The organism is Paenibacillus sp. A3 (assembly GCF_001399685.1).
Classification (GTDB): Bacteria; Bacillota; Bacilli; order Paenibacillales; family NBRC-103111; genus Paenibacillus_G.
Genome location: NZ_JTHN01000040.1, coordinates 1 through 23,282, shown reverse-complemented (window position 1 = coordinate 23,282; position 23,282 = coordinate 1). Strand labels below are relative to the sequence as shown.

The following is a 23,282-nucleotide window of genomic DNA, read 5'->3' as shown; positions in this document are numbered from 1 at the left end:
TTGGATAAATAGTATTATTATAGGTTTAGAGGGGTGCTTTATGAATATAAAACTAAGACGCAAAATTAAGAGTTTACGGCAGCAGTTGATACTACTGGTTGAACAAAAAGGTTCATTTACAGACGAGGAGGTGGTAAAGCTTAGTCAATGTTTGGATCAGTATATTCTTATTGCTCAAAAGTCTTCTAAGCTAAAGGTGTGTGGCTAATGCAGCATGAATATTTACTAGCCGGGGAAAGTGAAGAACGGATTCGCTACCTTGCCAAGATCGGTGCGATCTTTGAGCGATTATACGGCATCAAAGATTTACACGATGCTGAATTCAGAGCGACCACGAATGCCGGTGTCACGGCCAAAATGTTGTCTGAGCTTGGTTACAGTAATGAGCGGATCGAAAATCTTTTACGCGAGCGCCTGTTTTTTTATAGGGTAAACAAAGTGGGAAATTAGAACCATTTTGGGATCTCCCCCTTTTTTATGCAACATTTCCAAACCATCGTACGTAAATACATTTAGATATATCCAAAAATTAAAAATGTAGAAAAAAATGAAAAATAAAATTGCATCTGTTATTTTGTCCGCCGCTTTAGTTTGTTTTTACTCTTATCTCTAAACGGTCAAAGCAGCCCAATAAAAGAAAAGCACAGTTTCTTTTTGCTCTCACAGTGGTTCTTATCATTATTACTTATTTTAACGGCTCGCTTGGACTTTGGTCTGCAGCAATTGCAATACCTATGTTTGCATTCTGTGCTAGGTATATGAAAAAACAGGGTTAGCTGGAGCAGCCCTGTTGCAAAAAATCCGAATTTTTAGCCTTGCGCGGCAATTTTGATTTCGTGAAACAATGAAAAAATGAACTGTGACCCGAATTATGAAGAGTTTTGAAAAAGGGACCCATATGTTAATCTGCTATGAGATGACTTCTGAATTCATCAGGAGTCATCATTTTTAATGTCCATTCACACCGATCGGAGTTGTAAAACGATATGTAATTATTAATTCGCTCGTTCAATTCCCGAAGTGTCTCGCAGTCTTCATATTCCAATTCGTCTTTCATATGACCAAAGAACGTTTCCATGGAGGCATATCCCAACAGTTTCCCTTCCGTGACATTGACTGTTTGAAACCGGCATTGCGGATCAGGAAGCGGATTCTGGGATGCGTGTAGTGCATGACTTGGTCGAAGTGGATTATGGCGTCAGGATGTATATTTCCGTCCAGTCGTTCGAGCAATTGCTGTGTTTAGATCTCCGCGGGCGACGGAACAATAGCCGCTCTAAAAAGGAGGGTCGTTTAATGAAACTGATGGTGAAGATTTTGTTGATAGCGGTTTTTGTTCTTATTGTGGTGGGGTTAGTTCATTTCTTTTGGTCCCCGAGCTTAGAGCTGAAGGCTTAGCCGAAGCCGTCACCGCCAAAATGCTGACTGAGCTTGGCTACAGCTACGAGCAAATTGAACAAATTTTGCGTAAGCGGTTGTTTACTAAGGCTTCGCAACAAAGCCGGCTGATCGCCAAAAAAACTGCCCAAGATTATGACTCTTGAGCAGTTTTTTGCAAGTGCGACAGCCCGCCGCCTATTGATTAATATACTTCTCGAACACGAAGCCGAAGTCTTTGATTTTATACTGCTTGCGGGCATTGGTCAGCCAATCGAATGCCGCCTGGTTGATTTCCTTGAACTGTCCGGCGGTATCGATGTCGTGCTTGACCACGCGGTTCAAGGTAGAAGATGCCAGCTCAAGGCTTTCCTTCGCGTACGCCATCGCCACTTCGTTCTCATGCGTGAGCTCGGAAATCTTGATGAGCGCTTTGTACAGGTCTTTGACCTCGGCAATATGCTTCTTATGCACATCGATGGAGAACGCCGCGGAACCGGAGCCCATCGTAAATTTGATTTCGACGTCCAGATCCACCGTTCCGGCCGTTTCCAGCAGAACGTCCGAGATGTTGTAGCTGCTGTAGCTGTAGCGGTGAAGCGTGCGCTTCTTACTGATGGCGCTCGTGCCGTCCAGATGAATCAGTGCAAGATTAGTGAAGCAGTATTCGTCCGTCTTGGACTTGATAAGGAAGTAAATTTTCTCATTGTCTTCGTGCATCACGTAATCGTCGGAGTCTACCTTGTCGTAATCCTGCGGTTTAATGACCGACCCGATGTCGCTGATTCCCAAGATGTCGGCGGCTACTTTCCCAAACATGTCATCATCCCTCTCCCTGATCTGCTGGCTATGGTCAATCCAACACGATTATATCATTCCGCGCTGTGGAACGGTATGCTACTTTAATCGCAGTCGAAAAGCTTATCGCCATGGTGCGCCTGTTATTTCATCATGAGCTTCGGCATCTCGTCGAGCAGCCAATCTAATGTAATGGGATCGTAAAACGACCATTTACTGCCGACCACATAAGCTTTCCCATTTTTCACCGCGGGGAGGTTGCGCCATACGGGGCTGTTCATGAGCTCCTCCGCCCCTTTTTTGGCGTTCTCGTTATTGTCCAAAGTGACTAAAAAAATCCGGTCCCCGGCATAGTCGGGCAGCGCTTCATTCGAGATCGACTGCCACAGAAGGGTCGGCTTATCTTTGAAAAGAGCCGCCACTTTCTCCGGACGCGAAAATCCGAGCGCGTCATAGAGCGTGGAGCTAAGCCGCTGATTCCCGTACACATAGAGCAGCTTATCCTGGAAAAAGACGAAGGCCGAAGCCGTTTCTCCCTCCTTGATGTAAGGCTTGAGCTGCTCCCGCTTCTGCTGGGCTTTTGCTTTGTACCGGGCCGTCCAGGCTTCCGCTTCCTTGCTTTTTCCCAGCACGTCGCCCATCGTTTTCATGCGCGTAAAAACATCGTCCGTATAGCTCACCGCTACGGTAGGAGCTACCTTGGATAAGGCATCCAGGCTGGTCTGCTCCAGAAAATCAGGGACAATAATAAGATCCGGACTGAGCGAAAGGACTTTCTCCACATTGGGGTTCACTCCCTCCCCTCCGATATCTTCGATCCCCTGCAATTGATCTTTGGTCAGAATCAGATTGGCATTGATCCAATTCGTGGCGACCGGCTTTACGCCCAAAGATATCGCCTCGGCGGCATAATAATGGACGACAGCCCTTTGAGGGGCGGCCGGAATGGTAACCTCGCGTCCTTTGGCATCTTTAAACAATCGGGTTGCCGCTTCCTTTTTCCCTTGTCCCGTTTCCTTATTGGCAGATTCTTGCCCCTGCTGGGCGGCGTCCGGAGTCCCCGCAGTACTAGCGCAAGCCAGCAGCAGAGAGGCCATCAGAATGAAGGCGCCGATTAGGCAAATGACTTTTTTGACAGGCAGCATGGTTTCCTCCTAGATGAGATTGATAATCGTTATCATATCCATCATCTTACATTACTCGCACCGGCCCGGCAACGAATATTTTCAACGATCGGACAAGGTTTCTACAGGCCGGTATTCCCCGCAATCCCTGCATCCGGGCGAAATTTCCAATAACGTCTAAACAAATCGTGGGGTAATGCCGACAATTAGGAATGAGCCTTGGACACACGGCACATTATTCATCTGAGAAAAGGAACGTGCACTGCATGAACCCCATGAATCCGCGGTTAATTCACAGCAAAGAAACATCGTATTTCATTATTAGCCTGCTCTTTAGCATCATGGTCTATTTCGGCCTGATCGTTTCGCTGATCGGCATCTTTTATCTATTGATCGGTCTTGGCATCACGTTTTTCCTTCACGGCCTTATGATCGGCCACATCAAAAGCAACGGGGTCAAGCTGACGGAGCATCAGTTCCCGGCCGTGCACCGGAAGGTGCGCGAGCTGTGCGAGCGAATGGATATCCGGCAGGTTCCCGATGTGTTCGTCCTTCAATCGGACGGGATGCTGAATGCTTTCGCCTCGCGTTTTTTCGGCCGCAACTTCGTCGTGCTGTACTCCAATTTGTTCGAAATGGCGGACACCGAAGAAGACGAGCTGGCTTATGTTATCGCGCACGAACTGGCGCATATCAAGCGGAATCACATGTCCAAAAGCCTGCTGCTGCTGCCCGCCCAATGGATGCCTTTCCTGGGCAAAGCTTATTCGAGAGCCTGCGAATATACCTGCGACCGGATGGCGGCGGCGTATACGGGTAACGCCCCGGCGGCGATCTCCGCCCTGACCATTCTGGCCATCGGCCGAACGATGTACGCCAAGGTGAACGTCGCCGAATACGTGGCCGAGAGCCGCAAAGAAACGGGCTTCTTCGTCTGGTTCAGCTACGCCCTGTCGACCCATCCGCCGCTGCCCAAGCGCATCGAGCAGATGGAACTGATGCAGGCGCAGCCGCAGCTGTTCGGCTATGCCTCGCCCGCCTTCGAGCGGGAGCCCTTCGCCTCCTGATCGAACCAACGGGCAGCGAATGTCCTGCACCAAGCCCGAGAAGCCTGCCATTTAGGATGGCGGGCTTTTTTTTGCAACATTTTTCCACGTTGTGCCGTATTAACCGATAAGATATGACAAATTTCCTAAAAATCTCTTTATTTACCCGGTAGGATAAGTCGAATTTCCTAGAAAATTGTCGACAATGCAGGAAATAACTCTTATACTATTTGTAATATTTTGTTATCTGCTATCGAAAAAACACCCAAAGGAGCAACCCGCTATGAAAATCAAATTTCGGCTGTCCCAAACCGTTTCCGCTACGCTGGCTTCCGCCATGCTCGTTACGGCTGTCCCCGCTTTTGCCGCAAACAGCGCCAAACCTGGCGTCAATATGGATATCGGCATTCAAGTCGACGGAAGAGTGCTTGTTCCGCTGCGCGATATCTCCGACGAATTAGGAGCCAAGCTAAGCTGGGAAGAAAGCACGAAATCGATCACCCTGACGAAAGACAGTACTACCGTCCAATTAAAAATCGGCGACCCGACCGTCCAGGTGAACGGCAAGTCTCAAACGCTCGATGTCCCGCCGCAGATCAAGGGCGATCAAACGTTCGTTCCCGTCCGTTTCGTGGCGGAAGCCTTCGGCGCCAAAGTCGAATGGGACACCGAGGCCCAATCGACGCATATCGACACCAAGGAGAAAGATATGTATATTAGCGCCCGGCCATATTTCGAGCTGGACGGCGTGCCGCTTGTGTACGATGGCGAGATGAAGAACGGTCTGCCCGACGGGAAAGGCTTTGCTGCTAAAGGAACCTCCATCTACGGCGAAAAATGGTACGAGGGCCAATGGAAGGACGGAAAACCGGTCCGGGAAGAAGCGCCTCCAGGGACCGAAGGCTATAAAATCTACGTTAACGGAAGCTACTTGAAGTCCGATTATGCTCCGATCGTTCGCAATAACGCCGTCTATGTGCCTTTATGGGCCGTACTTGGCAAGGTGAACGCCTCGGCCCAAGCCGTAGACGGGGTCATCCGGATCAATCATCCGAGCCGCATTTTGCTGCTGCGCGCCAATAGCAACCTGCTGACGTATTACGGCGGCAAGATGGACTCGCACACAGTACGTCTGGATTTTCCGCCGATCTCGGAGAACGATGTCATTTATGTGCCGCTTGTCTTTTTGACGGATTATATGGACATGAAAATCGTTTGGGGAGAACAACAGCGGGTGGATCTCACCGTCGGGGACTTGTCGAAAAACAATACTTGGGGCCAACAAGGCATCATTTCCGATGGAATCAAAAAGCTGAGACTCGATTCGGACGCCGAAGCGATATGGAAGAACTATCCCAACCTCTGGGTAGATTCCCTGCCCCGCGGCAGCGATGGCGCCATGAACGGCGGATTCGAAAGATTCGAGCAGTTGGCCGTCATCAGCTACAGCGGACCGACCGTCGTCTTAAGCAACGGGAGCAAGAACGTCCAGTTTAATTTCGATTCGATCGAAGCTATCCATAGATCGTTCTTCACCGCCGATCCGCTGGCCCAATTCGACTGGCCAGAAAGCGTGAAGTCGGTCATTCGCCAACAAAAAGTCAGGATCGGTATGACCCAGGAACAAGTCCTGATGTCTTGGGGCAAGCCGGACGATGTCAATAAAACGACCGGCAGCTTCGGTACGTTCGAGCAATGGGTATACCGCGGTTCGAGCATCGGCAGCGGCAATTATTTGTACTTCACCGACGGCGTGCTCACCTCGAGTCAAACTTTAAAGTAAGGCTGTTCCAAGAGGCCGTCTCTGTCAGGAGGCGATCAAGGCTCTATCCGGCTCCATTAACGGATAGAGCCTTTTCCGCTTAGCGGTAGCTCGTTTGCAGCCGCTCGCTCAGGAACCTGTTCATCAACAAGGGCAAAGAAATGAGGATGGGCGGATCGTCCAGCCGGGGGACATGAAGCATCACTTGCTGATAAGGAACGGAGGAATACGGTTGGACGACGATCGGCTCCCTTGAACGGGTGCGCAAGGTGTTATGCGGGAGCAAAAAGTCCACCGCCTGCATCCCCCAGGAGACCGATGTGGCCATAAGGTAATAGGTGCCCGGTTTCACGCCCGTAAAGCAAAATTCCCCTAGCGAGGAGAGCAGCGTGCCGTGCAGCGGAATTCCTTCGGGAATCGGCTTCGGAAACAAGCCGATCAGAATAACGCCTTCGAAAGGGATCTCCGCCTGCACGGTCCCTTCGATTCTGGCATAGTGATCGAAAACAGGACGCCCCGACGTCCAATCGCTGAGCTGCTGCAACGTCCGGAAATGGCTGTCCGCCTGAGGCGTCGAGTTGCGGAAGTCGGACGGCGTCACGCCGACTCGTTCGGTAAACCTCGTTGTGAAGGTTCCCAGACTCTGCTGCCCGATCTCCAGTCCGATATCGCGAATGCTGAGATTCGTACGCAGCAGCAAATCTTTTGCCTTTTGCAGACGGAGGGAAGAAACATAATATAACGGCGGGAGGCCGATCCTTTCCTTGAAAATGCGCGTGAAATGAAACGGACTGTAGCCTGCATAAGCAGCCAAGCGGGCGAGCGGCAGCGGATCATAAATATTCCGATGAATATAGGCGATCACCGCGTCAATCTCCGGATACTTGTCGGTCGCCATTCCTTCACTTCCTTCCAATCACGTTCCTCTAGTCAAACGCTTCCAATTAACGGAACAAACGTTCGCTTTCATATTATCATAATTTTTATAGGCATGGAACAGCAAATTTCAATTTATATCCTCTTTTACGCCTCGAAAGTTACATAATATGTTAGATTCAAGAAATGAATTTCTCGCCAAAACAGCAATCCGTAAGAAACCGGAAGTCCAGCAGAATGCTATACTCAGGATGAAATCGACAAAACCAACGGATGAAAGGATGTTATGGAATGGCAAAGCTTACGCCTTATCTGGTCTCGGAGGATGCAAGAGCTCAAGCGGATTTCTACATCAACGCGCTCGGCGGAGAGATTCTGTCCGTAATGACGCATGGACAGCTTCCGGATGCAAGCGAAGCGGTGAAAGACAAAGTGCTGCACATGAGTTTGGTGGCCGGCGGGATTAACTTCTTTATGAGCGATTCCGTCTATGCGCCGCTTAACCGGGGGAACGGCCTTCAACTGAGTTTGGAGTTCCCTACGGAAGCCGAAGCCCGCGAGGCATTCACCAAGCTTGGGGAAGACGGCACTGTAAAGCACCCGCTGGAGCCGGCATTCTGGGGCAGCCTGTTCGGCCAGATCGAAGATAAGTACGGCGTGATCTGGATGATCACCAACGAAGCCCAAACAAGCCAAGCCTAACACTCTCATTAGCTGTTCGCATATGCCCCATACAAGGATGATACAGACCGCAGGCACAGCCTTGCGGTCTTTTTGCGTGTCAATAGATAACATACGATGTTATATTTATCCGTCATAAAAAGAACATGCCATCGATAAAATTCAACAATCCATGCGAACAAAAAAAGGGGGGTGACAAAAAAAGGGAGTGTATGTAAAATGTGTAGTAATGTCATTGCTTTTAATTGTCGCAATTTTTCGCCAACGGTTTAATACCTACCTGCGACAACTTCCACATCATACACCATCGGATTTGGTGACCTCACGAATCTCATACCTATCACGATCGTCCATACGACGCCATGATCCAGGGACGATCCCCTTTCCACTATTCAAAACGCCTGAGTCTAGTACATAAGCATTCGATTGGTCTTAAAAATTTAATCTGGCAGCCATAGTGTTGGAAGCGTTTTCCAAACCACTGCAAATCGGCAAACTTCTCGAGGTGATCCTATGAACAATCCGTCGAGCGCCTTGCTTGACATCCGTCATTTGAGTGCGGGATTTTCCATTGAAGGGAATTATTATCGCGCAGTCGACGATGTGTCTCTCCGCTTGTTGCCCGGGCAGGTGCTCGGCATCGTCGGGGAATCCGGCTGCGGCAAATCCGTCATGTCCTTATCCATCATGAAATTGCTGCCCAAAAAAATAAGCCGGATGGATAGCGGGGAAATATGGTTTGACGGCAGCAACCTGATGAATTTATCCGAGAACGAGCTGCTGAAGCTGCGGGGCAGCGATATCGGAATGGTGTTTCAAGAGCCGATGACCGCGCTTAATCCGGTATTTACCATCGGGTATCAAATCGAGGAAGTACTGGGGAATCATCTTGTCATGAGCAAGAAAGAAAAACGCAGACGCATCATCGAATTGCTTAAGTCCGTCGGCATCCCTCATGCCGAGCGCATTGTCGGCGAATATCCGCATCAGCTATCGGGCGGCATGCGTCAGCGCGTCATGATAGCGATGGCGATCGCTTGCAACCCGAAGCTGCTGATCGCCGACGAGCCGACGACCGCTCTGGACGTCACGATCCAAGCGCAAATTATTGAGCTGCTTAAAGATATTCAGCAGCAGAGGGGCATGTCCATGATTTTGATCACGCACGACCTCGGCGTTGTCGCCGAGATGGCCGATACGGTCGCTGTCATGTACGCCGGTCAAATCGTGGAACAAGGGCATGTCACGCAAATTTTCTACGAGCCCAAGCATCCGTATTTGCAGCTGCTTCTGCAATCGCTCCCCCGTCTTGACGAGGAGCAGGAACGATTGAAATCGATTAGCGGCATCGTCCCGTCGCTTGTCCATATGCCCCGCACCGGCTGCCGGTTTGCCGGACGCTGTCCGAGCACCAGCGACGATTGCCGGAGGCTGACGCCGCAGCTCGCCAATGTAGGCGGCGGCCATTACGTTCGCTGTCTGAACTTTTCAGCGTGTGTGCCTACAGCCAGAGAGGAGGAAACCGTATGATTGACGTGACCGCTGATGACCGCCCACTGCTGCAAGTTCTCAATTTGAAAAAGCATTATCCGATTCACGGCGGGCTCTTTCGGAGGCAGGTCGGCTCGATTCAGGCGGTGAACGACTTCTCGCTCACGATGCGGCGGGGCGAAACCGTCGGACTTGTGGGAGAATCCGGCTGCGGTAAATCGACAACCGGCCGCGCGATCATGCGTCTCATCGAGCCGACGGCGGGCACAATCCTTTTTGAAGGCGAGGATATTACCCGGCTCAAGGGCGAAAGGCTGCGGCAAATCCGCAAGGATATGCAAATGGTGTTCCAAGACCCGTTCAGCTCGCTGAATCCGAAAATGATGGTCGGCCATCTCGTCTCCGAGCCGATTCGCAATTATGAATCGCATTCCGGGAAAGAGCTGGAGGAGCGCGTCGCCGAGCTGCTCGTGAAGGTCGGACTTGCCGAGGACTCCTATTACAAATATCCGCATGAGTTTTCCGGCGGGCAGCGGCAGCGGATCAGTATCGCGAGAACGCTAGCGTTAAAGCCCAAGCTCGTCGTCGCCGACGAACCCGTGTCTGCGCTCGATGTATCGATTCAATCGCAAGTGCTGAACCTGCTGCAGGACATTCAAGCCGATTTCGGGCTGTCCTATCTGTTCATCGCTCACGATCTGAGCGTCGTGAAGCATATCAGCGACCGGATCGGCGTCATGTACTTGGGGCGGCTCGTCGAGATTACGGATAAGAAAAGCTTGTATCAACAGCCGCTCCATCCTTACACCCAGGCTTTATTGTCTGCCGTGCCGATCCCCGACCCGAACGCCAAGCGGGAGCGAATCGTGCTGCAAGGCGATGTGCCGAGTCCGGCCAATCCGCCCGCCGGCTGCGCCTTTCATCCGCGCTGCCGCTATGCCGTTGCCTCTTGCCGGGAACAGCAGCCCACGCTTAAACAGGTTGCGCCTCAACACGAGGTCGCCTGTCATTTATACGAATGATCTCATAAAAGGAGGATGCGTTCCATGGAAAAAAAAGCTTCAATGATTTTATCCGCCCTGCTGTTTCTTGCTGTGTCCCTTACCGGCTGCACGGATAAAGCGCCGGAGGGAACGGATACGCCGAAAAAGGTCGAAGAGAACAAAGCCGCGACAAGCGAGCCGAAACCGGGGGGCATTGTAAAGTACGGCTATACGCAGCCGTTCAAAGGCGTGCTTGACCGTGCATTTTACGGCGGTCAGGACGACGATTTGATATTGCGGTTCATGATGGACGACCTGCTCAAAACCGGCGATGACCTCAAGACGTATCCCAATATTGCCGAATGGACGGAGTCGGACGATCATAAGACGTTTACGTTCAAGATCAAGCCGGGCGTCAAATGGCACAATGGCGATGAGCTGACGATGGAGGACTGGAAGTTCGCGCTGGAGACCATTGCCCACAAAGACTATACGGCGGCCGGGGGCAGCCGGTACAGCAACGTGGAGATGGTTGTCGGCGTCGAGGATTACCGCGAGGGCAAAGCCAAAGATATTGCCGGCATCAAGCTGATCGACAACTATACGATGTCGGTTACCGTCAAAAGCGCTGCGCCGAATACGATCTCGAACCTGTGGTCGTATCCGATGCCGAAAAAGTATTTTGCCGGTGTTGCCGTCAAAGATATGCTGAATTCCGAGCAAGTCCGCAAAAAGCCGATCGGCATCGGGCCGTTCAAAGTAAAAAAGATTCAGCCGGGCGAGTATGTCGAGATGGAGCGGTTCGACGACTATTGGGGAGGCAAGCCGCTGCTCGACGGCGTGATCTACAAGGTAGTTGCCGGCAATATGGCGACCAGTCTGCTGGAAAACGGCGAAATCGACATCATGGAAGTGCCGAACAGTCAATTTAAAGACGTTGAAAAGCTGAAAAACGTCAATATCGATAAACAAGATGCGCTTTCCTACGCCTATATCGGCTTCAAGCTGGGGACGTGGGACAAGAAATCCGAGAAAATTGTTGCGAACCCGAAATCCAAGTTCGCCGACAAGCGCCTGCGGCAAGCGATGTATTACGCGCTGGACCGGCAAGCGCTGATCGATGCGTTCGCCAACGGTCTGTCCAAGACGATCTCCGCCCCCATGCCGGGAGTAAGCTGGGCGAAGATTCCGGACGATCAATTGAATCCGTACGAATACAATCCCGATAAAGCGAAGAAATTGCTCGACGAAGCGGGTTATAAAGATACGAACGGCGACGGATTGCGTGAAGATCCGCAAGGGAACAAGCTCACGTTTAACTTCGACGCCATGTCCGGCACGGAGGTTGCCGCGCCGCGCGCCCAAACGATGATGCAGATGTGGAAGGATGTGGGACTTGACGTAAAGCTAAACGGAGGCGCATTGAAAGAGTTCAACGCCTTCTACGATGTGGTCGAGAATGACGATCCGTCTGTCGAGCTGTTCGCCGGCGCATGGTCGCTTGCCAGCGATCCCGACCCGAAGGCATTATGGAAGAGCAACGTGCTCTGGAATTTCCCGCGCTGGAACTCGGCCGAATCCGACCGCCTGATTGACGAAGGGATCAGCGAGAAGGCTTTTGATCAGAACTACCGCAAGGACGTGTATCACAAGTGGCAGAAGCTCGTGAATGAAGAAGTGCCGATGATGTTCCTGTATTCTCCGATCGATGTGACGGTGAGCAACAAACGACTGCAGAACGTCAAGGCGAACTCGTTCACGAATCAAATCGACGTTCATAAGTGGTGGGTCACGCAATGACCGTATCCGGGAGGCTGGGCTTATGCTGACTTATACGTTGCGCAGACTACTGGGCATGATTCCGCTGCTCCTGCTCATCTCCGTTGTGGTGTTCACCCTGGCAAAATTAATGCCGGGGGACGCCCTGACGGGGATGATCGATCCGGCCAACGTGAAGCCGGAATATATTGCCGAAATGCGCCAGCAGTTGGGATATAACGACCCGATTCCGCAGCAGTTCATCCGTTGGTTCGGCAACATGCTGCAGGGCGATTTCGGCCAATCGTTCATTCACAAGATGCCCGTGAGCGACCTGTTTTTCCAGCGGCTTCAAAATACGGCCATCCTGGCCACGATGGCCATATGCATAACCTACGCGATCGCTTTCCTGACCGGGATGATCGCGGGCAGACGTCCGAATACGCCGATCGATTATTCGATCCAGACGGTCAGCTACATCGTCTATGCCCTTCCGAGCTTTATTATCGGAATCGTCTGCATCTACATCTTCGCGATCAAGCTCGGCTGGGTGCCCGCCAGCGGATCGCGCAGCGTCGGGGTGGCCGACGGCACGGTTGCGTATTACTTGAACGTATTGAAAAATTCGCTGCTGCCCGCGTTCGTACTCGGCTCTTTGGGCACGGCCGCTTATACGCAATTTCTGCGCAATGACATTATCGAGAGCAGCCGCAAGGATTACGTCAGGACGGCACGGGCGAAAGGGACAAGCGAGCGGCATATTTACAACCGGCACATCCTGCGCAATTCGCTGATCCCCATGGTTACGTTTCTCGGTATCGATATCGGGGGATTGTTCGGCGGGGCGGTCATTACCGAGACGCTGTTCGTTTATCCGGGAATGGGCGAGTTATTCGTCTCCTCGATCAGCAGCCGCGATTATTCCGTCGTGATGACGATAACGATGTTCGCGTCCGTCATGACGCTGATCGGCAACTTGGTTTCCGATTTGCTGTACGGCTACGTCGATCCGCGTATCCGGCTTCGCTAGCATGAGAGGAGGATGGCTATGAATACCGCGACGAAGCCGTTGAATCAAACGATGCCCATCGGCAAAAAACGAAGCGCCTCTCCATGGGTGACGGGCTGGAGCCGCTTTTTTCACAACAAGCTGGCGATCGCCAGCCTCGCGTTTCTGGTCCTCATTGCGCTCCTGTGCGCTCTGGCACCGCTGCTGACGTCTTATGACCCTGTTAAAATCAACCTGCGTCTCATCCATAAGCCTCCGTCGGCGGAGCATCTGTTGGGAACGGACAAGGGCGGGCGCGACATTATCGCAAGATTGCTGTACGGCGGGCGCACGACGCTGATGATTGCCGTAAGTATCAGCTTTTTGGTGACGTTTATCGGGGTGACCATCGGTTCGGTCGCCGGCTATTTTGGAGGCAAGATCGATAACATGCTAATGCGCTTCACCGATTTTATTATGATTTTCCCGTTTCTTATTTTTGTCATCGTCCTGAAAACGGTTATTGCGGACTCGGGCATCCTGGTGCTGATTGTCGTCATCAGTGTGCTTGGCTGGGGCGGGATCGCCCGCCTTGTCCGAAGCAAGGTGTTGGCGGAGAAAGAGAACGAGTATATCATGAGCGCCGTCGCGATCGGCTGCAAGCCGTTCCAGGTGATCGTCAAGCATTTGCTGCCCAATGTGGCCTCCACCATTATCGTACAGGCGATCGTCGTCATGGCCGTTATGATCGGCGTAGAGACGGGGCTTAGCTTCCTTGGCTTCGGCGTGCCGGCCAATGTGCCAAGCTGGGGAAATATGATGTCGGATGCGATATCGCCCCAAGTGATCAAAAACCAATGGTGGGTCTGGCTTCCGTCCGCCGTCGTGATTACTTCTACGATTCTGGCCATTAATTTTATCGGAGAAGGCGCAAAGGAAGCGTTCGATCCAAAAGGGTAATTTGCAGGCGAGACGATTTTCATTTCGTGGAAATGCAAAAAAAAAACGGCTCTTGTTCGCATTCAGCGGCAAGGGCCGTTTTTTATTTTTCTCCGGATTTCTCCAATGTCGGATGACAAGAACACATTCCCGACAGATACCTGCGCCCCGCCCCCCTGATGTCGTTGCATTGTCGTCACAAAGTTAAGCCCGATCCGGCGGCTCGGCCTTCGGTTGCGACAGCTCCATGATCGCAAGAAACAGTTTCGCCTGCTTCTTCTTTTCGCGCAGCGTAAAGCGGTGATTGCGAATCGTCGATGTGCTGCCGCCATCAAGCTCCGCAAACAACGCTATTTGCGTTGATTCTTCTATTTTTTTGTTGTCGAGCATAATTCCCCCTAGCTTACTGAACGTATTTGCTTTTATTCGGCAGGCGTCAAAAAAGGGTTGACTAACGATAAAATCCAAGATACACTGAGTCAGTAATTTAGTAAATTACTAAATCATAAATTAAGTAAATCAGTAAAATAAAAGAGGAGGGGTAAAATGGAAATACCCACTACTTTGAAGCATACGCCTGTTGTTGTATCGGAAAACTATGAGCAGGTTGACGGCCGATTCGCCGGGAACACAGATACGAAAGGTTTTTCTTTGGGATTGGCCCAGTGGAACGATAGAGGAAAGGTCAATATTTCAGCCAAGCTCTGAGCGACGACGATGAGATGATCGGCGAACGTCGTTATCAAAAATATTAACGGAAATGGGGTATTAAAAATGTTTTCCAATCGTTATGTTCGAACGATTATCCTCTCCCGGGTGCTGCTGCAGCTGGGAATTTGGATCCGGAATTATGCGGTCCTTCTTTATGTTACCGATTTGACGAATAATAATCCGGTTTATGTATCCCTGATTTCGGTTGCGGAATTCGCTCCGATCTTTCTATTCGGCCTTATTGGCGGAACCTTTGCCGACCGATGGCGGCCGAAGCGGACAATGCTATGGAGCGATCTGCTGTCTGCCTTGTCCGTTGTGGCTGTGCTGCTTGCCGTCATGAACGACGGATGGATTGCACTTCTCGTCGGATCATTTATTTCCGCCAGCCTGTCTCAATTCTCTCAGCCTTCAGCCATGAAACTATACAAACGGCATGTGCCAGTTGAACAATTGCAAGGCGTGATGGCGATGTCCCAAACTCTTGTCGCTGTCTTTACGGTTTTGGGTCCGGTCATCGGCACGTTTATTTTTATACAATTTGGAATTAACATATCTCTGATCCTGACGGCAGTTCTGTTTTTAGGGTCTTCGCTAATACTATCATCGCTTTCACGTGACGCGGAGGAACCGAAGTCTGGGGATGCCGGCGGCTTCATAAAGGAATTGACGGCCGGGCTGCGCTATATCGGGTCAAATCAATCCTTGAGAACACTCAGCTTTACTTTCTCGGCTGTCGGATTGGCGTCAGGACTGACTCAGCCGCTTCAGATCTTCCTTGTCATCGAGAAATTGGGACAGAACAAACAATTTCTGCAGTGGTTGGTTATGGCCAATGGGGCAGCCATGTTGGTAGGCGGAATTGCCATCATGGGGATAGCCAGAAAGGTGAAGCCGCAGTTGTTGCTCATGGTAGGCTTGCTTGTCGCCGCCGTCTGTACGATTGGAATAGGTGCGTCTGCCATGATCTGGCTGACAATCGTTCTTTTGGTGATCAGCGGTTTGTTTTACCCTTGTATTCAAGGCGGAATCCAGACGCTTATTGTGCGGAACACGGAAGGGGCATTTATTGGCCGGGTATCCGGCGCGATCACGCCTGTTTTTATGGGGATGATGGTGATTGGCATGTTCATATCCGGCTATTTGAAGGAATCGTTGTCCCTGCTGGCGGTATATGTGGTGAGCGGTGGTTTGATTATTGCCGGTGCACTTTTGCTACTCCCTCTTATTGTTGAGAGAAGAAAAAAAGCTGAGAGAGGCTCGGCATCATGACGGATAGGGGAACAAACTGACAGATGAAGAAAAAAAGCTTGTTTCGAAGAAGCCACTAACTCATAAGGTCAGTGAAGAAGAACGACGCATTAGTAAAGATACCGATTTTACCCATCGGAGATCGTCAGAGCTTATCAAAAGGTTATCTTCTGGAAATACAAGAACCAAACGTTATTCGGGATGTCTTCCCACTGAAATCATACGCAGACACCCGGACTTCATAGCGGTCATCACAACAAATTGCAGCTATGCGGGGATGTCATTATTATTTTGGACAAAACAGCCGTCCAGATTACGATCAAGAAAATCAACAGGATTTCTTAATAAGCCTGTTAAAAATTAAACTACAGCAATTGGCGGAGAGGTATCTCCGTCCTTTTTCATATATTCGAAAGGATAATCAATTTAAGATCAAACGCTGAGAACTGTATACAAATCATTGCAATGGGAAATGATAGCTCAATAAAACAGCGGTAGTCTAGGACTTTATTTTCCCGTCTAAGACTACCGCTCTTCATTTATTGGCAAAACGGATTGACTAACGTTGAAATCCAAGATAAGATGAAACAGTCATTTAGTGAATCAGTAAATCAGTAAATGAAAAGAGGGAAAGAAAATGAAAATACCAACTACGTTAAAGCATAAGCCTGTTGTCGTGTCGGAAAATTATGAGCAGATTGACGGCCGACTCGCTCGAAATACAGATGCAAAAGGCCTTTCTTTAGGATTGGCCCAGTGGAACGATAGAGGGAAGATCGATATTTCTGCCAAAGTATGGAGATACACGGGAGAAAAATGGTCAAGGCAATCAGAGGAACTGCCTCTCCATCGCGTTCTTGATTTGTCCATTCTGATTTGTCGGTCCCTGGCACATTTTCGCGAAGCCTATAGATATGAGCATCTATATGATCCGCAGCAGCCCGTCATCGACCGGGTTGGCCTTCAAGGGGATGCCATGACCGTAGCGATATGTACGGACAATGAGAGAATTAATGAAGATATTAAGCTGTTCAGCCAAGCTTTAAGCAACGACGATGAGATGATCGGCGAACGTCTGCGCACGTTATCAAAAATATTAAAGGATATGGGATATTAAAACGTTTCCAATCGTTAGTTCGAACTGTTACCCTGAGCGATATATAAGCCCTCGCGATTTGGGGAACTGCTGTTGCGTTGCATCGAGACGCCTTCCATCAAGTTTGCCGTCTTTCCCGGAATCTCCAACAATCGCTATAAGCGAACTTCATTTGTTGTTTACACAATACGGCGGCCGTCCGAACATGAAGCTCATGTTCCGGACGGCCGCCGTGTCCATTAGAGGGGGGCCGGTGCTTGAGAGCTAGCCCCTCCCTTTATTACATGAAAATTTCGATGACATTGCCGGCTTCCGACCGGTTGTCTGCAAATTCCTGCTTCCCGATGCGCACGCCGCCTTCCCGGTAACGGTTGGCAAGGGGCTTTACAGTCAGCTCGCGGCCGTTCATCGTCACCCGGCTCAGCCCTTGACCGGTCAGACGATACACGAACGTGACCGGAGCTCCCAGCACCTCGAAATCGAACTGCAGCCCGTCCAGCGACGGCGGCAGCACTGGATCGATAATCAAGTCGCCCTCGACCAAACGAATCCCCAAGGCATTGGCAATCAGCTGGTTCATGTAGATTCCCGGACCGCTGGAGTAAATTCTCCAGCCGCCCTTCACCGGTACCGAACCGTCGCGCAATTCGTCGAAGCGTTCCTGCGCCTCGTAGCGGGTGCTGAACTTCGCATCGGAGCTGCTGAAGTAAGCATTGCTTTGACGAAGCTCCGCGTTAGGCACGACGCTCCGCAGGCCGACCGGGTTAATCGTGGCCAGCCCCTTCCACACCTCGTCCGATTTGCCGAGCTTGGCCATCGCCTCGATAAAACGGATATGGGCATGAACGTACTGCAGGCCGATTTCCCTGCCTACGTTAGCCGCCTGCTCCGCCCGCTTGAACTGCTTGCTGACGCCCCCGGCATAATTCGCCGGGCGATCCATCAGCCGGACGCCGTCCGGATAGAACAGCTTCTCCTTGATGATCCGGTAATGGGCCTCCGCCTGCTCCTTCGTCAGCAGCTCGCCGATCATGCTGCGCGTCATCGGCAGCAGCCGGTAGCGGATGCCGGTTTTCGTATCCGACGGATGCAGCATCAGCTCGGCTTCGCCCGGCTTCTCCATGTACACGAATCCGGGAATGACGTCGGATCGCAGCATATACCGGTTAAAGTCCTCCCGGATGCCGTCGCCAAGCCTTTTCAGCTCGGCCGCCGTCTCCGCGTCTGCCTCCGCCAAGGCCGCAGCGAGCTGACTGAATACCTGATACGTCAAAGCTACCGTCCAACTGCTGATCAAATAGCGTTTCAACTGGGCGTTCGCCGGCTGGAGCGTATCGTCCCAGTCCCCGTCACCGTACGAAGACAAGTGCGTGCCGTGCAGAAAGTGCCGCTTGATATAGTCAAGCTGCTTCTTGGCATGCTCCAGCACCGTCTCGGACTGTTCCGTGAACGTAAAGCCGCCCCGCTTCGTATAAGGCAGCCGGACTTCCAGAATGGAAGCGTCCCCGGTCGCCGTCAAATAATCGCTCAGCACCTTGAGCGGCCACACGATAATATCGCCATGGCTTTCTTCCTGCTGAATGAAGGCGTATCGGTCGAACATGAACCATTGCGGCCAGTTTCCGTCATCCTCGTATTGATGCGAATACACGGTGGTCAGAATATCGTGCACCACGTCATATTTTTGCGTCGCCAAAAAGTATTCCGCCGGCCCTTGGCACACGTCGCGCGTCCCCCATGCCGCCCCGCCATACTGCTCCAGACCGTGCGGTACCGAGAAATGTACCAGCATATTGTGCGTATACCACCATGCGAGCGTATTAAGCTTATTCAGCTCGTCCGGCTGTTCACCGCGCCGGGTCAAGCGGAAGCCGTTCATAACCGATCGGTAAAACTCGCGGTACCGCTCGATTTCCGCATCGGCATCCCGCTGGACAAACGGCAGCTCTTCCCCATGCAGCAGGCCCTGTACCGTTACGGTCCATTCGCTGCTTGCGCTGAGTGAGAGGACGACCAGAGAAGCCGAGCCCGGCTCTGCGTTCGAGGCCAGCAGCCGTTCATCCCCCGCCTGCACATCCGCGCCTTCGATCCTCATGCGGTAGCATAGACTCGGATAAGCGCGGGCGCTGAGCGACTGGGCGTCCGCATAGAAAGCGAGCGTCCGGCCGTCGTCCTGCTGCTCCATGCGGAACGGCAGCTCGTATTCGGCCACGTTCATGCACACCTGGTTCGAGAGCAGGAAGCGGTAAGGCTTGCCGCTGGCCGAACGGACGTGCAGCACGACCTCCGACGTATCCAACGTCGTATAGTTCGTGATCACAAACAGCTCGTCCGCCGTTTTGTAATACCAACGGGCATAGTTGAAGCCCATCTCGAACAAGGACGGCATCGCAAGCAGACGGTACTGCCCGTCCAATTCCACGTAAATGCGCTGCCCTGACGTCTTCGGCACGTTCAGCGCATTGCGGGCGTTCGTCAGCATTTTGTTGAAGGACGTATTGCCGACCACCAGCTGCGCATTGAACATCCCGTACATGTACGAGGTCGTCGTGATGACCTGCTCGTTCATCCGGTCGTTGTTCCCGGTCATGAGGATATGTCCGTGCGGACGCTCCATGCGCAGCTCTTTTTCCTTCAGCACAACATGCTCATGGGTATCGGTGAAGAAGGACAACAGCTCTTCTCCATCCCGCTCCTCTTGTTGACGGTTCGGGAAGAGGTCCTCGACCTCCTGCCGCGTCATGGACAAGGTTCGCAGCGGCGCTCCGATCTGGGGCGATACGCTGACCTTCGCCTGCCAAGGGCCGGAGGTAGGTACCAGAGCCGCAGACTCCCGCTCCCCGCTCTCGCGCCAAGCATCCTGTACGTCGGCCTCGTATTCCAGTGCCGTTACCGCCTCCGGGTGGTTGTCCCGGAACAAGCCGTAGAATACGAATCTCGCTTCGCCGGCCAGCTTGACCCGTTCGGATTGCAGCGCGATATATGCAAATTCGTATTGGTATACTTCATTAGCCAGCGAAGCGTTGGTCAAAGCTTCCGGTTCGTCTGTTTCCTTGTAGGACAAGCCGAAAAATTGGAAGCCGTCCGTCGAATAACCGGCCGCTTTCGTCAGACAGCCCTGCTGAAGATAAGGAAATTTCCCCTGCTGCGGCTGATTTTGCCGGGAACAGATAACATACCCTTTCTGCGCGTCCTCGAATACCGCATGGTCGATATACTGGGACAAGTAAGCCTCGTTGCTGCGGACAGCGCCCGGATGGGCGATACCCACGTCCTGGCCGTAGACGATGTCGACTTCCGCCTCCTGCCCGTACACGGCAACGTCCCAGAACCATACCCCTTGCACCGTTAAGCGAAAGGTCACTTGATAACGAAGCGCGCCGGCCTCGCCTTCCCAGATCACCCGGCTGCCGCCCGCATGACGCACACGGCTTGCGGAACGAACGCCAAGCAAAGGTGTCGCTTCTATGCCGGAGGCCCGGTGCTGCCGCAAATATAAATTGTTCAACGATCCGGTCACCGGGTCGGACAGCCATTGATTGATCATCGTATCTTGGCAAGCCGCTTCATACAGATCGCCGCTGTTCAAGAAGGTAAACCGTAAATTCCCCGCCTCCGCCCGAAACCGGGACGTCTTCAGCATGGTCATCGTCTCCACTCCATTTTCTTTTTATTTATGGGTGAAAAAAACCGCCGGACACCATCGCTCCAGCGGTCCTTTTTCGAAATAAGTTTAAACCCGCAACCCGCGCTAAAAGGAAAGATGCTTTCGGATAAATTCAACCGTGCGGCGGTTCTGGTAGCCGCTCGTCGCATGTCCCGCAAACGGATGCACTCCGATCTCCTTCGTCGACCGGATCCGGTTATATGCTGCAAAAACGGTCTCCGGCAGGCATACGGTATCCTTCAAGCCGACCGAGACGAGCACCGGAATCCGGATGCGCTCCGCCAAATTCATGATGTCGAAATAGCTTAGCGTATCCATGACCTTGTCCAAATGTTCCGGAAACCGGCTCACGAATTCCGCCGCTTCGGAGAGCGAGCTGACCGAATTCAAAATGCCGAAGTCCATATGGCACATATTCGGAATATTCGCGATGGACAGCGCCGGCTTGTCGCTTAAGGCCGAGACCAGCAACGACAGGCCGCCTCCCTGGCTGTCGCCGGCCACGACGATACGGCCCGGGTCGACCTCCGGCTGCGCTGCCACCCATTCGACGGCTTGCAGCGCATCGACGGCGACGGCTTTGTAGTAGCAGGTCTCCTTATCCAGAATGCCCTGCGTGATCCAGCCTTTCGTCATCCCGTACGTATTGTCCAGCCGGTTGCCCGTCTCGCCGCCTTGTCCCCGGATGTCGACAGCGAACACCGCCATCCCCATCAGCAGCCAGGAGGCATACTGTTCGGGATACCCCCGACCTCCCGTGTACCCGTGAAACAAGACGACGCACGGCAACTTTCCTCGGACCGGAAACTTCGGAAGCAGATACCATCCTTTGATCGGCGTATCGGCGAGGCCTTGGTACGTGACATCGTAAGTGTCCATATACGGGAACGGCGTTTCCTGCCGTGTCCGCTGCGCTTGAACCGGCTTGTCGATCACATCGGCCAGCGTCCGGTTCCAGAATGCCTCCAGGTCGGCCGGAGCGGTCGACTCGGGCGCATACCGGTGAAGCTCTTCGATCCGTTTTTGAACTGCGTTCATGGGCTACCGCCTCGCCTTATATCCAAAATTATTTTTGCTGCTGCTTATACCATTCGTTGACTTCCTTCGTCCAAGCTTCGCCGCCCCGTTTGTTCCACTCTGCGGCGAATTTGTCAAAGTCTTTATCGGTCGCTTCGCCAATGACCATCTTCACGGAAAGCCCGCGTGCCAATTGATCCAGATCGGCGAAGTTTTTCGAAACGTTGGTCGACGGCATATATGCCACGGCCGGGCTGACGACGCCAAGCTTGGACACGACAGTCAAATTGTTCTTCACCGCTTCCTGAATGTCTTTCGGAGCGCTCAGCGGAACGGAGACGAGCGGATCGTTCGGCACGTTCCAGATCAGATAGGCGATACCGTCCTGGGCATATTTATCCCCAAGCATCTCTACGGTGCCATCGGCATTTTTCTTGTGGTGAACCCCTTCTACGCCCAGCTTACGAAGCACGTGGGCCTCCTGACCGGCCTGCCAATCGAGCAGCTCGATCGCTTTCTTCGCCTTTTCCTTGGAGATGTTGGCCGGCAGCACGAACTGTCCGAACATGCCTACGCCGTCCGGGAAACCGGTTTTGCCGTCCTTGCCTACCGGAGGAGCGATCATGATCAGCTCGACCTTCGGATCGACCTTCTTCAGATTCGTCACAAAACGGCTGTAATCGCTTGTCTGGGCGCCGAAGAAGATCCCGGCTTTGCCGCTTTCCAACGTTTCCCACATTTGGTTGTCTTTCATTACCGTGAAGTTTTTATCGATTCCGCCGTCTTTATACAGCTTCCCCAGCCACATCAGCGCTTCCTTCCGCTGCGGCGTAATGGCGGCGTTCATCAATGTGCCGTCTTCCATTTTACGCCAGCCGTTGCCGGTATCGAACGCCATGAAGACCGGGTCCAAGTGATAACCGAGCGTTTGGTTCAGCACGATGCCGACCGTATCCTCCTTGCCGTTCTTGTCCGGATCGCCTTTGGCGAATTTAACTGCGGTCTGGTAAAACTCATCCAGCGTCTTCGGAATCGGCAGACCGAGGTTGTCCAGCCAGTCTTTGCGGATGACCACGGCACGCTCCATCTGCGCCGGACGCGGAATTCCGTACGTTTTGCCGTCGATTTTGATGAAATCCCACATCGACTGCGGCATGTTCTTCAGATGTTTCGTATCTTTAATGTAATCGTCGAGCTGCAGGAAAGCCCCTTGCTTCGCATATTGCGTAAAGTTCGGGTCCGGGAAGGACATGTAATGCGTAATGTCCGGCAGGCTGTTGGCGGCAATGGAAGCTTTCAGCTTTTCCGGATATTGAGCTGAAGGAATCGCCATAGATTCGTATTCGATCCCGACCGCTTCCTCCATCTTTTTCCACACTTCCGTCTTTTGCGGAGGATTGCCGTAAAGCGGGTACATCATGCTGATCTTCTGCTTTTTCCCGGAATCCCCGGACGATGCGCCCTCTTTCCCCGTACCGCCCGATTTATCGCCGCAGCCGGTCACCGCGACCAAAGCTGTGACAAGGGCCAAAGACGAGATTTGTTTCCAGCGTTTTCCCGATACTTTCATGTGTGAACCCCTCCGTTTTATGTGTTCATTACCGCCATAACTATATGGTCAGAACCGCGCCGCAGCGCCGCTCGTAAACCCAACCGCCGATGCCGCTCAGCCCTTCACGGAGCCGAGAAGCACGCCTTTGGCAAAATGCTTTTGCAG

General features: G+C 52.3%; 19 protein-coding genes and 3 pseudogenes. 14 read left to right on the top strand and 8 right to left on the bottom strand.

The window, feature by feature from the left end; genetic code table 11:
• The first annotated feature begins 40 nt into the window (after nt 1–40).
• Nucleotides 41–208, top strand: a complete 168-nt coding sequence (locus QJ48_RS35650; RefSeq protein ID WP_082420366.1) for an aspartyl-phosphate phosphatase Spo0E family protein — start codon at nt 41–43, stop codon at nt 206–208.
• Nucleotides 208–450: a hypothetical protein gene (locus QJ48_RS05675; protein WP_054972676.1), complete on the top strand. Its 243-nt coding sequence runs from the start codon at nt 208–210 to the stop codon at nt 448–450. Before QJ48_RS35650 ends, QJ48_RS05675 begins: the two co-directional genes overlap by 1 nt.
• A 451-nt stretch (nt 451–901) precedes the next feature.
• On the opposite strand, the gene QJ48_RS38545 is transcribed toward QJ48_RS05675, so the two are convergent.
• The 3 genes from QJ48_RS38545 to QJ48_RS05660 all read right to left on the bottom strand — a co-directional run bounded on the left by QJ48_RS38545 (nt 902) and on the right by QJ48_RS05660 (nt 3,320).
• On the bottom strand, nt 902–1,057 hold the full coding sequence (locus QJ48_RS38545; RefSeq protein WP_237762821.1) for an IS3 family transposase: 156 nt from the start codon (nt 1,055–1,057) through the stop codon (nt 902–904).
• Between the two features lie 518 nt (nt 1,058–1,575).
• On the bottom strand, nt 1,576–2,196 hold the full coding sequence (locus QJ48_RS05665; RefSeq protein ID WP_054972674.1) for a PH domain-containing protein: 621 nt from the start codon (nt 2,194–2,196) through the stop codon (nt 1,576–1,578).
• A 122-nt stretch (nt 2,197–2,318) separates the two neighbouring features.
• Complete coding sequence (locus QJ48_RS05660) at nt 2,319–3,320, bottom strand: ABC transporter substrate-binding protein (RefSeq protein WP_054972673.1); 1,002 nt, start codon at nt 3,318–3,320, stop codon at nt 2,319–2,321.
• Between the two features lie 245 nt (nt 3,321–3,565).
• On the opposite strand from QJ48_RS05660, the gene QJ48_RS05655 reads away from it, so the two are divergent.
• Both QJ48_RS05655 and QJ48_RS05650 read left to right on the top strand, forming a co-directional pair.
• Entirely contained in the window at nt 3,566–4,366 is an 801-nt protein-coding gene (locus QJ48_RS05655) for a M48 family metallopeptidase (RefSeq protein WP_237762819.1), read from the top strand.
• 262 nt (nt 4,367–4,628) lie between these two features.
• Nucleotides 4,629–6,128, top strand: coding sequence for a stalk domain-containing protein (locus QJ48_RS05650; RefSeq protein WP_054972672.1), 1,500 nt, complete (start codon nt 4,629–4,631; stop codon nt 6,126–6,128).
• A gap of 79 nt (nt 6,129–6,207) precedes the next feature.
• Here the strand turns inward: QJ48_RS05650 and QJ48_RS05645 are convergent, their stop codons facing one another.
• Nucleotides 6,208–7,005 carry a helix-turn-helix domain-containing protein gene (locus QJ48_RS05645; RefSeq protein WP_054972671.1) on the bottom strand — a complete coding sequence of 266 codons (798 nt, stop codon included), beginning with the start codon at nt 7,003–7,005 and terminating at the stop codon, nt 6,208–6,210.
• 269 nt (nt 7,006–7,274) lie between these two features.
• On the opposite strand from QJ48_RS05645, the gene QJ48_RS05640 reads away from it, so the two are divergent.
• From QJ48_RS05640 to opp4C, 6 genes are all read left to right on the top strand, one after another.
• On the top strand, nt 7,275–7,685 hold the full coding sequence (locus QJ48_RS05640; RefSeq protein WP_054972670.1) for a VOC family protein: 411 nt from the start codon (nt 7,275–7,277) through the stop codon (nt 7,683–7,685).
• Between the two features lie 492 nt (nt 7,686–8,177).
• A complete protein-coding gene (locus QJ48_RS05635; RefSeq protein ID WP_054972669.1) occupies nt 8,178–9,194 on the top strand; it encodes an ABC transporter ATP-binding protein in 1,017 nt (338 codons plus the stop codon).
• Complete coding sequence (locus QJ48_RS05630) at nt 9,191–10,177, top strand: ABC transporter ATP-binding protein (RefSeq protein ID WP_054972668.1); 987 nt, start codon at nt 9,191–9,193, stop codon at nt 10,175–10,177. The genes QJ48_RS05635 and QJ48_RS05630 overlap by 4 nt, the downstream gene beginning before the upstream one ends.
• A gap of 24 nt (nt 10,178–10,201) precedes the next feature.
• A complete protein-coding gene (gene opp4A / locus QJ48_RS05625; RefSeq protein WP_054972667.1) occupies nt 10,202–11,938 on the top strand; it encodes an oligopeptide ABC transporter substrate-binding protein in 1,737 nt (578 codons plus the stop codon).
• Nucleotides 11,939–11,960: 22 nt separating this feature from the next.
• Entirely contained in the window at nt 11,961–12,926 is a 966-nt protein-coding gene (gene opp4B, locus QJ48_RS05620) for an oligopeptide ABC transporter permease (protein ID WP_054972666.1), read from the top strand.
• Nucleotides 12,927–12,944: 18 nt separating this feature from the next.
• Entirely contained in the window at nt 12,945–13,844 is a 900-nt protein-coding gene (gene opp4C, locus QJ48_RS05615; RefSeq protein ID WP_054972665.1) for an oligopeptide ABC transporter permease, read from the top strand.
• Nucleotides 13,845–14,045: 201 nt separating this feature from the next.
• Here opp4C and QJ48_RS36685 read toward each other — a convergent pair.
• Nucleotides 14,046–14,162, bottom strand: a pseudogene (locus QJ48_RS36685) (transcriptional regulator); the annotation flags it as partial.
• A gap of 207 nt (nt 14,163–14,369) precedes the next feature.
• Here QJ48_RS36685 and QJ48_RS36680 point away from each other — a divergent pair.
• The 4 genes and pseudogenes from QJ48_RS36680 to QJ48_RS05600 form a co-directional block, all read left to right on the top strand.
• Nucleotides 14,370–14,528: pseudogene (locus tag QJ48_RS36680) on the top strand (DUF6530 family protein); the annotation flags it as partial.
• A gap of 69 nt (nt 14,529–14,597) precedes the next feature.
• Nucleotides 14,598–15,806, top strand: a complete 1,209-nt coding sequence (locus QJ48_RS05605; RefSeq protein WP_054972663.1) for an MFS transporter — start codon at nt 14,598–14,600, stop codon at nt 15,804–15,806.
• A gap of 99 nt (nt 15,807–15,905) precedes the next feature.
• Nucleotides 15,906–16,143: pseudogene (locus QJ48_RS38540) on the top strand (hypothetical protein); the annotation flags it as partial.
• A 279-nt stretch (nt 16,144–16,422) separates the two neighbouring features.
• Nucleotides 16,423–16,902 (top strand): DUF6530 family protein, encoded by a 480-nt coding sequence (locus QJ48_RS05600; RefSeq protein ID WP_054972662.1) that lies wholly within the window; start codon nt 16,423–16,425, stop codon nt 16,900–16,902.
• Nucleotides 16,903–17,161: 259 nt separating this feature from the next.
• On the opposite strand, the gene QJ48_RS05595 is transcribed toward QJ48_RS05600, so the two are convergent.
• The 3 genes from QJ48_RS05595 to QJ48_RS05585 form a co-directional block, all read right to left on the bottom strand.
• Nucleotides 17,162–20,530 (bottom strand): GH36-type glycosyl hydrolase domain-containing protein, encoded by a 3,369-nt coding sequence (locus QJ48_RS05595; RefSeq protein WP_054972661.1) that lies wholly within the window; start codon nt 20,528–20,530, stop codon nt 17,162–17,164.
• 102 nt (nt 20,531–20,632) lie between these two features.
• Nucleotides 20,633–21,586 carry an acetylxylan esterase gene (locus QJ48_RS05590; RefSeq protein ID WP_054972660.1) on the bottom strand — a complete coding sequence of 318 codons (954 nt, stop codon included), beginning with the start codon at nt 21,584–21,586 and terminating at the stop codon, nt 20,633–20,635.
• A gap of 28 nt (nt 21,587–21,614) precedes the next feature.
• A complete protein-coding gene (locus QJ48_RS05585; protein WP_054972659.1) occupies nt 21,615–23,135 on the bottom strand; it encodes an extracellular solute-binding protein in 1,521 nt (506 codons plus the stop codon).
• Nucleotides 23,136–23,282: the final 147 nt, after the last annotated feature.

Coding starts and splice junctions, on each gene's coding strand:
- QJ48_RS05665 (WP_054972674.1), bottom strand. CDS start 2,196: ATGTTTGGGAAAGTAGCCGCCGACATCTTGGGAATCAGCGACATCGGG.
- QJ48_RS35650 (WP_082420366.1), top strand. CDS start 41: ATGAATATAAAACTAAGACGCAAAATTAAGAGTTTACGGCAGCAGTTG.
- QJ48_RS05630 (WP_054972668.1), top strand. CDS start 9,191: ATGATTGACGTGACCGCTGATGACCGCCCACTGCTGCAAGTTCTCAAT.
- opp4C (WP_054972665.1), top strand. CDS start 12,945: ATGAATACCGCGACGAAGCCGTTGAATCAAACGATGCCCATCGGCAAA.
- QJ48_RS05645 (WP_054972671.1), bottom strand. CDS start 7,005: ATGGCGACCGACAAGTATCCGGAGATTGACGCGGTGATCGCCTATATT.
- QJ48_RS38545 (WP_237762821.1), bottom strand. CDS start 1,057: ATGAAAGACGAATTGGAATATGAAGACTGCGAGACACTTCGGGAATTG.
- QJ48_RS05590 (WP_054972660.1), bottom strand. CDS start 21,586: ATGAACGCAGTTCAAAAACGGATCGAAGAGCTTCACCGGTATGCGCCC.
- QJ48_RS05640 (WP_054972670.1), top strand. CDS start 7,275: ATGGCAAAGCTTACGCCTTATCTGGTCTCGGAGGATGCAAGAGCTCAA.
- QJ48_RS05635 (WP_054972669.1), top strand. CDS start 8,178: ATGAACAATCCGTCGAGCGCCTTGCTTGACATCCGTCATTTGAGTGCG.
- QJ48_RS05605 (WP_054972663.1), top strand. CDS start 14,598: ATGTTTTCCAATCGTTATGTTCGAACGATTATCCTCTCCCGGGTGCTG.
- opp4A (WP_054972667.1), top strand. CDS start 10,202: ATGGAAAAAAAAGCTTCAATGATTTTATCCGCCCTGCTGTTTCTTGCT.
- QJ48_RS05600 (WP_054972662.1), top strand. CDS start 16,423: ATGAAAATACCAACTACGTTAAAGCATAAGCCTGTTGTCGTGTCGGAA.
- QJ48_RS05650 (WP_054972672.1), top strand. CDS start 4,629: ATGAAAATCAAATTTCGGCTGTCCCAAACCGTTTCCGCTACGCTGGCT.
- opp4B (WP_054972666.1), top strand. CDS start 11,961: ATGCTGACTTATACGTTGCGCAGACTACTGGGCATGATTCCGCTGCTC.
- QJ48_RS05675 (WP_054972676.1), top strand. CDS start 208: ATGCAGCATGAATATTTACTAGCCGGGGAAAGTGAAGAACGGATTCGC.
- QJ48_RS05655 (WP_237762819.1), top strand. CDS start 3,566: ATGAACCCCATGAATCCGCGGTTAATTCACAGCAAAGAAACATCGTAT.
- QJ48_RS05585 (WP_054972659.1), bottom strand. CDS start 23,135: ATGAAAGTATCGGGAAAACGCTGGAAACAAATCTCGTCTTTGGCCCTT.
- QJ48_RS05660 (WP_054972673.1), bottom strand. CDS start 3,320: ATGCTGCCTGTCAAAAAAGTCATTTGCCTAATCGGCGCCTTCATTCTG.
- QJ48_RS05595 (WP_054972661.1), bottom strand. CDS start 20,530: ATGACCATGCTGAAGACGTCCCGGTTTCGGGCGGAGGCGGGGAATTTA.